We start from the raw sequence: 12,148 nt of genomic DNA on the forward strand, positions 1-12,148 counted from the left end.
TGCTTTACGCGCTAGACGAAGAGGTGAAGCAGAAGCGTAAATGCGAAGGCTGCAACGGCAAGAATTTTTTCAAGTGCTGTCCAGGTTTTTAGGATCTGGGCAACAGTCATATTGAAATATTCTTTAATCAGCCAGAAACCGCTGTCATTCATGTGACTGAGAATAATTGAGCCAGCACCTGTCGCAAGTACGAGAAGTTCAGGGCGGACCGCTGCAGAAGTTCCCATGGTCTGTTCTGCGATTGGTGCAACGATACCAGCAGCGGTGGTCAGCGCAACAGTTGCAGAACCTGTCGCGACACGTATCAGTGCTGCAACAGTAAAGGCCAGAACAAGAAGTGGAACATTCATATTGAGGGCCATGTCAGCAATAGCTTTGCCAACGCCACTATCTTTCAGCACCTGATTGAAACCGCCACCGGCACCGATGATCAGAAGAATCGTAGCCGTTGGGGCAAGACAGTCTGATGTAAATTTCAGCAGGTCATTACGGTTGAAGCCGCGATTGCTGCCAAAGCTTCAGAAAGAAAAGAGCAGGGCGATAGCAGGGCAACAATTGGGCTGCCTATGAAGCTGAGGGCTGCATGGGCAAGGATTTCCCTTTTAGGGTCTGCGGCCCAGTAAAGATCACCGATAGATGAGGCGACCATCAGAATGACAGGAAGCAAAATCGTGAAAAGAGAAATACCAAAGCCAGGCAGTTCTCGGTTTTCATCTTGCTGACCTGTTAGTTCTTTCATCATCGGATTATGGGTAGGAAGGGCAATGCGTGGCGCAATCAATTTGCCATAAAGGGGGCCAGCAAGAATTGCAGCTGGTAGGCCGACAATAATTGAATAGATGATTGTCAGGCCCAGATTTGCCTTATAGGCGCCAACTGCCAGTATGGCGGCCGGATGACGGGGAACCAGACCATGAGCAATCGAGAGACCTGCAACCAGAGGAACACCGATCAGGATCAGGGATGTGCCAGTTCTTTTGGCGATTGCAAAGACCAGCGGAATAAGAAGCACAAAGCCAACCTGAAAGAACACTGGCATACCGACAATGAAGGCAACAAACATGATTGCCCAATGAACGTTCTTCTGCCCAAACAGATTGAGAAGCGTCATTGCGATGCGCTCAGCGCCACCAGATTCAGCGAGAAGCTTACCCAGCATTGTACCGAGCGCGACAACCACTGCGATGAAGCCTAAAGTGGAACCGACACCGCTTTGGAATGAGTCGACAATTTTTGTTGGTGACATGCCAGCAGCAAGCCCCATCCCAATTGAGACAACAACCAGTGCAATGAAAGGATTTAACTTGTAACGTGCAATCAGTACGATGAGAGCCAGAATTGCGACAAGTGCATAAACTAAGAGGAGCTGTTCGCCAGCTGCAAAATTTGACGCAGGCATATAAGTTTACTCTCTTTTTTTAACTCTCTATACGGGGAGTTCTAAGAGCTCTGATATCCCGTACTTTGAGGATGAGGAGGGGAGTAATGTTGAGAACTGAAATCTTGAAAGGTTGGGGTTTTCTGTAATTTACCCCAAGAGGCAAAAGATTTGTATTTTTACTACAAGAATTTTGCCTGTTTTGTTAAAAATGAGCTATGATAGCGCTCTTTTTAAAAATTATAAAGAGTTTTTTTGTAGGAAAAATACAAATTGGGGAATGTTATGATGTCACCAGCTGGAGAAAGCTTACTAGTAAAGATTTCCGACTACCGGGATAAGCTTCGCCCATCAGAGGGAAAGCTGGCAGATCTAGTGATGTCAGAACCAGCCAGTGTTATTGAAATGACAATGGATGAATTCGCTCAAAAAGCGAATGTTAGTGCTCCCACGGTTGCACGTTTTTGTAATGCAATCGGTTTTAGCGGCTTTCGCGAGTTCAAGATCAGGTTGGCGCAGGATCGCTCCTATGGTCTGCCCTATGTGCATCCAGACGTCAGTCCCACAGATAGCGTTCATGAAATTGCTCTTAAGGTTTTCGATCGCACACTGGGAGAGCTCTACGCTGTCCGCAATGCCATTGAACCTGATGGATTGGAAAAAGCCGCTGTTATTCTTTCAAAAGCAACACGTATAGAGTTTTATGGTTCCGGTAACTCAGGAATTGTTGCGCAGGATATTCAGCATAAGTTCTTTCGTCTTGGTATCCCGACGGTTGCTTATGTTGATCCGCACGTCTTCTGTATGTCTGCTTTGACGCTGCGGTCTAGTGATGCTGTCGTTCTGATTTCAAATTCAGGACGGAATGCAGATATTATTGAGGCTGCAAAAGATGCGGCTTCTGTCGGTGCAGATGTTGTTGCAATTACACGACTTGGGTCTCCGCTCGCGAAACTGGCAGATGCCGTTATCTCAACGCGCGTTAGCGAGGATGAAGATATTTATTCACCGATGAACTCACGTATTGCGCATCTCGTTCTGGGAGATGTCATGGCTGTTTCTGTTGCCCAAAGCAAAGGGGAAGAGGTTGCTGAACGTTTGGAGAAGGCAAAAGACGCGGTGCGTCGCCGTCGTTTGATTGGGGGATAAAAAAGGCGGCTGGTGCCGCCTTTTCCCCGATTCAGATCATGTGTTTACGCGTAAGCGAAATCAACAACCATATCCTCAAAGCCGGTAATGCTGGCAACAAATTGCCCTGCCGTACGGGTAACCAAGACCCCGCAAAGTGCGCCTGTCGTAATAATATGCCCTGCCTTAAGGCCACCCAGCTGGTCATTCTGAGCTGAGGCATATTCAATCAGGGGAAGCAGGATATCATCTTGCGGATGTTTCGGTGCACCGTTGAATATTTCATTCCCATCAAGCGTGCAGATACACTTCATTTCATTCAGAGGGCCAGGAATTGTTTGGGTTTTCTTCTCCTGGCCAAGAATGTAACCGCCATTATGCATGCAGTCGGAAAGTCCCTGAAGGAATGCAAGGTTGGAGTAGTCAGAATATCTGCTGCCGAGCATTTCAATGCCGCAGAAAACGGTATCTATCGCAGCAGTAATTTCTTCGCGGGTATAAGGCTTGCCGGGGCGAGGTGGTAGGTCCTTTGCAAGACGAACACCAATTTCAACTTCAATGCGGAATTCCGTGTCACTTTTCTGAACCCAGCGGGCAGGTGCGTTGAGAGAGACCTTTCCTAAAAGCGGGGCAGCAAAGGGTGTATTTTCTGCAATACCAACTTTCCATCCGCTAATCTCACTATCAACCTGCCTGACGACATCGGCCTGAATACGCATGGCAGATGCCGGATCACTCGCTACAGGTGTCGTCTTTGGGTCGGCAAGATGGCCGCTCTGGCGTGCATCCAGAAGAGCTTTGGCAATGGTTGCTTCTTGGGGGGAAAGAGTGGTCATAGGCTTACTCCTCAAATGGGACTTTGTAGTCGTACCTGAAAAGTTCAGATAGCACAGCTCTACAAATTGTCGCTATTGATATATTAGATTTTGATGGCGAATGTTACAAAAGAGTTGGTGGTGCAACAAAGCCTTGTCCAAGCTTTTCAATAAAAGCTGCGACAGAAATTGTTGTCAGGTCGTGTCCTTGGGCCGAGACAATCTGGACACCAAGTGGCAGGCCAATGCTGTTTTTTGTGACGGGTGCAACAGATGCCGGCAAGCCTGACAATGATGCGAATGATGCCCAATACAGCAAGTCAAAATATGGAACTTCCTGCCCATTTACTGTCAGGCACCGTTCGTGCAGGCTTGCCCGCTGATCATGGACAATAGCCGGGGTTGGAGCTGGTGGGCATAACAGTACATCATAGTTGCGAAAGAAGCTCTGCCATAACCGGATGAACTTCTGCTTGCGTTCTTGAAGGTTGCCCCATGTATTCGCATCCATCTGCGCCCCACGTGCCTGTAGAGCCCGATGAGAACGGTCATCTGCAGTGAAACTTCTGGAACGCTCTGCCAGTCGTTTGCGGACTTCTTCAGGAACACCGGCAGCCATGATGGCATGATTGAAGAGGCTGAAGGTATCAAGCTCTTCCCGGACACTGAAGGCTGGTCGGGCGTGGTAATCAACTTGTGCGCCTTCTTTTGCCAGTAAGTCAGCGGCCAGAGATACGGCATTGGAGACTTCACTGTCAGTTGGGATACGAGGATCATCCGCCCAGACGGCAACACGTAGCCCTTTGGGGCTGGAAAAAGAAGGTTCCTTCAAATGGGAGCGAACACCATCTAATGCAGCCGGTCCCTGGATGATTTCAAGGATAAACCGTAAATCTTCAGCCGAGCGGGCGATGGGGCCAATAGTGCTGAACTCTGGCTCAAATGTAGAACCTGGAGGAGGGGGCACATGTCCCCGTACAGAAACCAATCCGTAGGTCGGACGATGCCCAAAAAGACCACAGGCATGGGATGGCCAGCGGATCGAGCCAGCAAAATCTGAACCCAGTTCAAAGGCGCTCATGCCGCTTGCAACAGAGGCGGCCGCTCCGCCTGATGAACCGCCGGGTGAGCGCGTTATATCCCAAGGGTTATTGGTTGTTCCGAACAGGCTGTTAAAGCTCTGCCAGTCACCTGTAAAAATTGGGACGTTGGTTTTGCCAATAACAATAGCACCTTCCTGTCTGAGACGGGCAACGGCTGGGGCATCGCGTTGGGCAATTCTATCTTTGTATGTGGGGGCTCCTGATGTCGTATGCATATCGGCGACATCAATCGAGTCTTTGATTGTAATAATCAGGCCTTCAAGCTTGCCACCTTCACCTTTATTTAATCTCTCGTCAGCAATGGCAGCCTGTGCACGTGCTGCTTCAGCATCCATTGAAACAATAGCATTCAGCTGCGGATTATTAGCGGCAATATTTTCCAGTGTTTTATCCAGAAGCTCAGTTGAAGATAACTCTTTCTTCTTTAATCGCTCTGCCAGTTTCTGAGCCGGTAACAGAAGCAGATTTTCACTCATTGGGATGCTCCGATAATCACTGATAGCAGTCTCTACTGGCTAGTCTGTTCTAGGGTAAAGTCAACACTATGTTGTGCAATCACACAGTGGCGGAACGACTGACGTCTATCTGCGTTGATAGATGTACAAGGGGGAGCCATGAACCGATATCAGCGAGAAATTATTTATCGGCCACATTCCCGGAATGCGCGTCGTGCCTGGCTGATTGCCCGTTTTTCTTTACTCGTTGCATTACTGACAGCACTTCTGCTTCGCTATCATTTTATATCTATATCTGAAGCAAAAGCAGTGTTTTTTGCTATTATAGCTATGTGCGTAATTAGTTGTGTTTTTGCTGTTCTGGCTTTTATGCAAATATGGCGCAATGATAATCGGGGGCTTGGAAAAGCTGTTTCAGGATTTGTTCTGGCGCTTGCAATTATGGGGCTGCCTTTGGCTCTGTCTTTGTACCATGCCATAACTCCGGGAAGTGTGGAGGCAACAACTGATGTTGTATCACCTCCACCATTCTCTCGAAGTAAGGCAGCTTTTAATCTTCGTGGTAATTGGATAGCTGCGCAGCCAGAGCGGGAAGCTTTAGACCGCCAGGCAGAAGATAATCCTGATATTATCTCTTTAATACTGGATGCAGATCCTCGCTCAATCACGCAACAGATTCAGGAATATGCTCATGAGCATGAGTGGAAGATGATTTCCAATATCGCTGTAGGTGGTCGGTTTGGTAATGGACATCTGGATTTCATTGCGGAATCATCATTTCTGCATTTGCCGATTGATGTAACGGCGCGGATTATACCAACCGCAACAGGGGCCCGGGTTGATATCCGATCTGCCTCACGTTACCCGGCTTTTGATAGCACCAACAATGTTGAACTGGTCAGGGAGCTGATGGAAAACCTGCTGAAGGGACCGCCACTGGGATAGCCACGGTCCCTTCAGTATCAATGATTTGAATGAGGGTTGTGAGCAGGTTTCTCGTCTTTATTATGGGACTGTCCCATGGCTTCGACATTGAAACGAACGTCAATCTTGCCAGCCTTCTCAAATGTCAGTGTAGCGGAAAACTCATCGCCTTCTTTCAGCTGCTGCTGAAGCTTCATGAACATAAGATGGTAGGAGCCGGGCTTAAGGGTGACTTCACCCTTTGATGGAATAATCAGACCATTCTCAAGCATACGCATTTTCATGACGTTATCCTGCACGGCCATTTCATGAATCTCTGGTTTCTGGGCAATATTGGTGGCAACAGAAACAAGACGATCTTCGGTATCACTATTATTACGGATAACCATATAGCCACCGGCCACTTTAGCACCGGCTGGTGTCGCACGTGACCAGGGATGATCAATCACCAGATTGCCAATCTTATATTCATGTGCCTGCGCCTGTGCAAAGTAAGGAATGACTAGGAAAATAGATAGAAATAGAAAAGTAATAAGACCTTTAAGGCGCTTTTCCGAAACTGGGTATGCCATATCCTTAGGCTCCGTCATTCAGTGGTTCGTGTATTGTGAAGTACGTAGTATGAGCGCGTCTGGGAAATCAATAAGCCGTGATCAGCTGGCTGCATAAAGCCCTTCAATCGACGGAAGACTATCTGTCGTAACAAGGCCTCGCTGAACCATGTCTTCAAGATGGGCAAAGACAGAGCAACTTGCAGCACCGATAAGAGCAGGATTTAATCCCGGATATAATGCACTAACGATTGCTGGAATATCACTGTCACCCTCTTTGATACGGCGCAGGATTGCAGCTTCTCTGGCTCTGCGGTGAAGAAGCAGGGCACGGACATAAGCTTTGGGATCATTTACTGGTCCACCATGGCCGGGCCAGTAAATAACTTCATCCCTCTTCAGCAGCTTTTCCAATGAGGCCATATAGGTACTCATGGAGCCCTCTGGTGGGGCAACGACTGTTGTTGACCAGGCCATCACATGGTCACCGGAAAACAAAGCGTTTTCCTCATTTAGCCGGAAAGAAAGGTGGTTCGCGGTATGGCCCGGTGTTGCGACTGTTTCCAGAAGCCAGCCTTTTCCTTCAACAGTCCAGCCATCTTCCAGAACAATATCTGGCTTGTAGCTTCCGTCACAACTTGTTGTCAGCGGGTCAATCTCACCTTCCGCAACAGGTCTGGATAGAGGGTGGGGGTGACAGCCAACAATCTGGGCGCCTGTCTCATCCCGGATAATCCGGGCTGCCGGTGAGTGATCTCGGTGGGTATGCGTAACAACAATGTGCGAGACTGTTTCGCCTGAAACTGCCTGCAACAGTGAATCACAATGCTCCGGCAGGAGAGGGCCGGGGTCAAGAATTGCAACCTCTCCCTTACCGATGATGTAACTGCATGTGCCCGTAAAGGTATATGGGCTGGGGTTAGGCGCAACAATACGCCTGATAAGCGGACTGACCTGTTCGCATAGCCCGGCGTTTTCGGGGAGTTCGCGGTTGAAGGTTACGTCATCGCTCATGCTACGTCCTTTAAAGAAGTAGGAGATAAAACCTATATATAGCCAACTAAGCCTAGGCAATAGAGCTTTCAGACAGGAGCTTTAGTCATTATGTGAAGTACTCCGCCCAAGTTTTCTGGTATTGACTGCCGTTTGCATGGGGAAGAAGGCTGTGAGATGATATTGGTCGATAACGGGAGCAGATGATATGCCAGAGCAATCTTCACAAATAACAGGACAGGTTGAAGGCCGCTCGCAGGTTGATGTGGAAGCACAGAATAAAGCAATTAATGATATTCTGTTCTATCCGGTTCTTATCTTCTTTGTTGTTATGATCAGTTTGTTTCTGTTCCGTAAAACAGGAAAGAAAAAGCAGGCTTCCGGATGCAATGGATGCGCATCGAGTGTGTGTCCGTCTCATGGTCCTGAAGACGGTTTTTCATGTCACTCGGCGAAGAAGTCCTGATATCATTCGTCGTTGATAATGCCGTCACGTTTGAGCTCTTCCTCTGTTCTGCCCGGGCGTGATTTATAGGTGGGCATAGACCAGCCAAACTGAAGAGCGCAGCCTCGGATAATCAGCGTAACACATACGGAAATGAGTGCAGAAACACCATGAGGGAAATAACCGAGTGCTTCTGACCCCGTATAAACAACCGAGCCAGCAAGTGCTGCGGTGACATAAATCTCTTTGCGCATGAGAACGGATGGCTCACCGGCAACCATATCGCGCAAAACTCCGCCCATAGCTGCTGTCAATATACCTGTAACGATTGCAACTGACGGACTAAAGCCAAGAGCAAGGCTCTTTTCTGCACCGACTACGCAATAGGCTGCAAGACCAATCGCATCCAGCCACAGGATAGCGCGATAACGGGATTCTAAGAGATGTGCAGTAAAGTAAACACAGACGGCTGCAGTCACACAGGCAACCAGATATCCGGTATCCACAACCCAGAAAACAGGGGTATTCAGTATCAGGTCGCGTAGTGTACCACCACCGATGCCGGTAAGACTGGCAAGGAAGATAAAAGCGACAATATCAAGCTGACGTCTGGAGGCGACAAGTGCTCCTGTTGCTGCGAACAGAAATACGCCTGCATAATTAAGCCATAGCTCGATTGAATTTACCTGAGACATAACACCGAATTACCTTGGATGTAGGACTTCCGGTATGAGAGCTACTTTGAATTGTAGCCGGAAGCAATGGTGCCATAGAAGACTTTCAGCGGAAAGCAATGCCTTCCACTGTTGTTCCAGCTTGTCTTAACTTACTTGCTTGGTTGAGCTGCCTGAGGATAGCCAGGAGGAATCAGCAGTGGATTTGACTTTGAACTTGTGCTGCCACCAACCGGAATCGTTGGGTTGAGTGTATTGACGGGATCCTTGCGGTTGAGCGCAGAACCAATCTGGGCACAGCCGGAAAGCATTGTGGCCAGAGCTAAAACAGCGGTCAGTCGAATGGTCCAAGTCATGAACAATATCTTCCTCTTAATTATGCGTCCTATCAAAAATCTGAAACGGCTCCATTGTCAACCTTCTGTCGACCAGCAGGAACAGAAAGATTCAGATTTAAGAGTAAGATAGTGCGGCTTCTCACAATAGCAGAGCCTTTAAACACTATTATATGTTTTTGAAAAGGCTCGTCTCTCATTGGTTTTATTATAAATGTTTGTGTTGCCCCGCTTTAATTTGATGCTATTTAAGTGTCAGGAAGGTCTCTAACAAGGCAAAAGCCTCGAAACCCTTGAACGTGAATGGCTGGCAGTATAAAAATCCGGAACAGCTATTTTATAACCATTATCATACCATAGTAGATTTCCATGACGCGACAGATTGAACTTCTTGCACCTGCAGGCACTTTTGAAGCCCTGACCCATGCCTGCGCTTTCGGGGCTGATGCCGTTTATGCGGGTATGCCGCGTTATTCGCTGCGGGTCCGTAATAATGATTTCAGGAATGTGGAACGGTTGAAAGCCGGCATTGACCATATGCATAACCATGGCAAGAAGTTCTTTCTTGCACTGAATGTCATGCCCCATGGCAATAAAGTGAAGAGCTTCCTGAATGATCTTGCACCAATTGTAGAGTGCAAGCCGGATGCCCTCATTATGGCAGACCCCGGTTTGATTCTTATGGTTCGTGAGACATGGCCGGATGTGCAGATCCACCTCTCGGTTCAGGCCAACACCATGAACAGTGCTTCAGTGAAGTTCTGGCAACGGCAGGGGATTTCCCGCGTTATTCTGTCCAGAGAGCTTTCTTTGAAGGAAGTTGCTGAAATCCGTCAGGATTGTCCTGATATGGAGCTGGAAGTTTTCGTGCATGGGGCTCTATGCATTGCCTATTCTGGTCGGTGCCTGCTTTCAGGGTACTTCAATCACCGTGATGCCAATCAGGGCACATGTACCAATGCCTGCCGCTGGCAGTATGGCCTGACAGATACGAAAGAGACGCCGGAAGGGGAGGTCGTTCCGCATTTTGCAGATATGGATACGCTGTATTCACGCGATAGCACGACACTGATCAAACCATCGGCCTCTTCTGGTGGCGGTTGTTCCTCCTGTGGACCTAAGAGTGAAGAAGCCGACTATACGCCTCATCCAGATGCTGAAAAAAGCTACCTCCTGCAGGAAATGAAACTCCGTCAGGGTGAGTGGATGGAAATCAGTGAAGATGAAAACGGCACATACATAATGAACTCCCGCGATCTGCGCGCCATTCAGCACGTTCAGAAACTGGTTGAGATTGGTATTGACTCCCTCAAGATTGAGGGACGAACCAAGTCAGCCTATTATGTTGCCCGCACATCGCAGCTGTACCGGCAGGCCATTGATGATGCTGTGGCCGGGCGTGAATTTAGCCCTGAGCTTTATGGTAAGCTCGAAGGGCTTGCCAACCGTGGTTATACGGATGGCTTCCTGCAGCGTCATGTTCCTGATGCCTATCAGAATTATCTGTCTGCAAGCTCTGTGCATTATCGCCAGCAGTTTGTTGCGCAGGTTCTCGAGTATGATGCTGCAACAGGCCTGTCACGACTTGATGTTCGCAACCATTTTGCAAGCGGCGACCGGATTGAGGTTATCTCTCCGAACGGCAACCGGGACATGGTGCTTGGTGAAATGAAAACGACGCGTGGTGAAACCATTCCTGTCGCGAAAGGCTCCGGTTATGTCGTTCTGGCAGATATTGGGCCAACAACACCTATGACAATGGTTGCCAGATATCTGGAAACCCCAATCGCAACCTGAAGTTTGCGACGTCTAACTGACAACAGTCCCTCTTCTGTCTTTTGCTTATTTGTAAGAGATGGGAGAGGGATTTTTTTATAAAAGTAATGAGCGCATATTGCCGTTGTGCAATACGTGACAATTATCAATTTTGATCATCTGGAAATCTGGCTGGGGCGCCAGGATTCGAACCTGGGAATGGCGGTACCAAAAACCGCTGCCTTACCACTTGGCTACGCCCCAACATCAATTGGTTCGGTCTTCATAATCATCAAAGCGTGTGAAGGCAACTGTCTTTTTGTGAGTTTTTTGTGAAGTGAATTATATAATTATCTAGTTGCGGCACGGAATAGCTAAAGTTATATAACCATAGCCTGAGAATGACATGTCGGAGTGTAGCGCAGTCTGGTAGCGCACCACGTTCGGGACGTGGGGGTCGGAGGTTCAAATCCTCTCACTCCGACCAATGATTTCAATAGGTTATGTGGTTTTTGTTTTTTCAGAGCGACAGAAATACGAAAGAAACTAAGCCTTTTTCCGCGTTTTGTCTGAAAGGCTATACGCTTATGCTCAGATTACCTGCGTAGATAGCTTTTACGGCCACTATCTGTCAGGCAATAATTCCCACCCCGTGGGCCTACACAATATACCCCAGACCGACAGCTACAATCGCTTGATGATGTGCGGGACATCTCTGTATCATCTGACATAAGATTATTTCTGCTTCCTCCATAGGAGGCTGCGCAGTTCTTCCGGGAGGCGCTGACAGAACCGTCGTTGCAAATGAAAGTTGCTCCCTGACAATGTGAAATACCGCCTTTTCGCCCACTACAGGGTGTATTGGCTGCAAGAACTGTCAGTGGAATAATAAGAAAAAGACTTAGCCAGAATAGCCGCATCAGTATTGCCCCGTATTTTCAGTAAGATTAGCCAATGCGAGAGGGGCGTCAACGCGGGGAGATTGTCATAATTTAATTACATGCTCATATCGATTGTATGAGTTCAAAAATATATTAAATAAATTTTGTTGTAAAATAAGGCGTTTTCATCTTTTTTGAAAAAAATATCAAAAAAGTGAAATTCTTTGGAACCAATCTTCTGGCCACACGTTATCCATGCAACCCGACCTATTTCTGCCCCCACGGGTCGGCAACTTTTTATAAGCGTGATCCATAGTGATCACGCTTTTTTTTATTCTCGTGATTAAAAGGGGCTCTGAATGACCCTTTTAATTAACTTCACCAGACGTATTTTACGCCCAGTCTTCCGCCAATGCTGTGACCCTTGCCGCTATCCAGTGAGGCGTTGTAGGTCGCGGATGCGAACAGACGCATGTTGGTGCTGACCTGACCGGAGACACCCACATCAACCGAGCCCCAGGTTCCACCAAGATCACTCTTCATTGTGCCAGGACCGCCCGCAACCGTCGGGAAGGATGTCTTCTCATTACCGCCAAAGGCATGCCACAGGTTAACACGGGCCCATGTGGTCAGCTGATACCGGTTGGCAAGCTCCCAGTTCTTGCTCAAACGGGCACCCAGACGGGTGTAAAGCGTGTTGGTATCGCCATA

The 12,148-nt window shown here is 48.1% G+C and carries 13 protein-coding genes and 2 tRNA genes; 5 read left to right on the forward strand and 10 right to left on the reverse strand.

What is annotated here, in order from left to right:
* Nucleotides 1-11: 11 nt before the first annotated feature.
* Nucleotides 12-482, reverse strand: coding sequence for a GntT/GntP/DsdX family permease (locus tag WJT86_RS04315; protein WP_346336306.1), 471 nt, complete (start codon nucleotides 480-482; stop codon nucleotides 12-14).
* Complete coding sequence (locus WJT86_RS04320; protein ID WP_346336247.1) at nucleotides 476-1,399, reverse strand: GntT/GntP/DsdX family permease; 924 nt, start codon at nucleotides 1,397-1,399, stop codon at nucleotides 476-478. Before WJT86_RS04320 ends, WJT86_RS04315 begins: the two co-directional genes overlap by 7 nt.
* A 264-nt stretch (nucleotides 1,400-1,663) precedes the next feature.
* On the opposite strand from WJT86_RS04320, the gene WJT86_RS04325 reads away from it, so the two are divergent.
* The gene (locus WJT86_RS04325) at nucleotides 1,664-2,527 is read left to right on the forward strand and encodes a MurR/RpiR family transcriptional regulator (RefSeq protein ID WP_346336248.1); all 864 of its coding nucleotides are present in this window, start codon (nucleotides 1,664-1,666) and stop codon (nucleotides 2,525-2,527) included.
* A 44-nt stretch (nucleotides 2,528-2,571) separates the two neighbouring features.
* Here WJT86_RS04325 and WJT86_RS04330 read toward each other — a convergent pair whose 3' ends face one another.
* Both WJT86_RS04330 and WJT86_RS04335 read right to left on the reverse strand, forming a co-directional pair.
* The gene (locus tag WJT86_RS04330) at nucleotides 2,572-3,342 is read right to left on the reverse strand and encodes a hypothetical protein (protein ID WP_346336249.1); all 771 of its coding nucleotides are present in this window, start codon (nucleotides 3,340-3,342) and stop codon (nucleotides 2,572-2,574) included.
* Nucleotides 3,343-3,445: 103 nt separating this feature from the next.
* The gene (locus WJT86_RS04335) at nucleotides 3,446-4,900 is read right to left on the reverse strand and encodes an amidase (RefSeq protein WP_346336250.1); all 1,455 of its coding nucleotides are present in this window, start codon (nucleotides 4,898-4,900) and stop codon (nucleotides 3,446-3,448) included.
* Nucleotides 4,901-5,038: 138 nt separating this feature from the next.
* Between WJT86_RS04335 and WJT86_RS04340 the strand changes: the two genes are divergently transcribed.
* Nucleotides 5,039-5,824, forward strand: a complete 786-nt coding sequence (locus WJT86_RS04340) for a DUF1499 domain-containing protein (protein ID WP_346336251.1) — start codon at nucleotides 5,039-5,041, stop codon at nucleotides 5,822-5,824.
* Between the two features lie 17 nt (nucleotides 5,825-5,841).
* Here WJT86_RS04340 and WJT86_RS04345 read toward each other — a convergent pair whose 3' ends face one another.
* Both WJT86_RS04345 and WJT86_RS04350 read right to left on the reverse strand, forming a co-directional pair.
* A complete protein-coding gene (locus WJT86_RS04345) occupies nucleotides 5,842-6,375 on the reverse strand; it encodes a copper chaperone PCu(A)C (protein WP_346336252.1) in 534 nt (177 codons plus the stop codon).
* An 81-nt stretch (nucleotides 6,376-6,456) separates the two neighbouring features.
* On the reverse strand, nucleotides 6,457-7,368 hold the full coding sequence (locus WJT86_RS04350) for an MBL fold metallo-hydrolase (protein ID WP_346336253.1): 912 nt from the start codon (nucleotides 7,366-7,368) through the stop codon (nucleotides 6,457-6,459).
* 187 nt (nucleotides 7,369-7,555) lie between these two features.
* Here WJT86_RS04350 and WJT86_RS04355 point away from each other — a divergent pair, with 187 nt between their 5' ends.
* Nucleotides 7,556-7,813 carry a preprotein translocase subunit YajC gene (locus WJT86_RS04355; protein WP_346336254.1) on the forward strand — a complete coding sequence of 86 codons (258 nt, stop codon included), beginning with the start codon at nucleotides 7,556-7,558 and terminating at the stop codon, nucleotides 7,811-7,813.
* Nucleotides 7,814-7,815: 2 nt separating this feature from the next.
* On the opposite strand, the gene WJT86_RS04360 is transcribed toward WJT86_RS04355, so the two are convergent.
* A complete protein-coding gene (locus tag WJT86_RS04360; protein WP_346336255.1) occupies nucleotides 7,816-8,487 on the reverse strand; it encodes a trimeric intracellular cation channel family protein in 672 nt (223 codons plus the stop codon).
* 131 nt (nucleotides 8,488-8,618) lie between these two features.
* Complete coding sequence (locus tag WJT86_RS04365; protein WP_346336256.1) at nucleotides 8,619-8,822, reverse strand: hypothetical protein; 204 nt, start codon at nucleotides 8,820-8,822, stop codon at nucleotides 8,619-8,621.
* 348 nt (nucleotides 8,823-9,170) lie between these two features.
* On the opposite strand from WJT86_RS04365, the gene trhP reads away from it, so the two are divergent.
* Nucleotides 9,171-10,598, forward strand: coding sequence for a prephenate-dependent tRNA uridine(34) hydroxylase TrhP (trhP, locus tag WJT86_RS04370; protein WP_346336257.1), 1,428 nt, complete (start codon nucleotides 9,171-9,173; stop codon nucleotides 10,596-10,598).
* A gap of 147 nt (nucleotides 10,599-10,745) precedes the next feature.
* On the opposite strand, the gene WJT86_RS04375 is transcribed toward trhP, so the two are convergent.
* Nucleotides 10,746-10,820: transfer RNA gene (locus WJT86_RS04375), tRNA-Gln, on the reverse strand.
* A gap of 146 nt (nucleotides 10,821-10,966) precedes the next feature.
* Here WJT86_RS04375 and WJT86_RS04380 point away from each other — a divergent pair.
* A tRNA-Pro gene (locus tag WJT86_RS04380) sits at nucleotides 10,967-11,043 on the forward strand.
* Between the two features lie 772 nt (nucleotides 11,044-11,815).
* On the opposite strand, the gene WJT86_RS04385 is transcribed toward WJT86_RS04380, so the two are convergent.
* Nucleotides 11,816-12,148: autotransporter domain-containing protein (locus tag WJT86_RS04385; protein WP_346336258.1), on the reverse strand; the 333-nt coding region annotated here is incomplete at its 5' end.

This window comes from Hohaiivirga grylli, from assembly GCF_039655745.1.
GTDB lineage: Bacteria > Pseudomonadota > Alphaproteobacteria > Rhizobiales > Beijerinckiaceae > Hohaiivirga > Hohaiivirga grylli.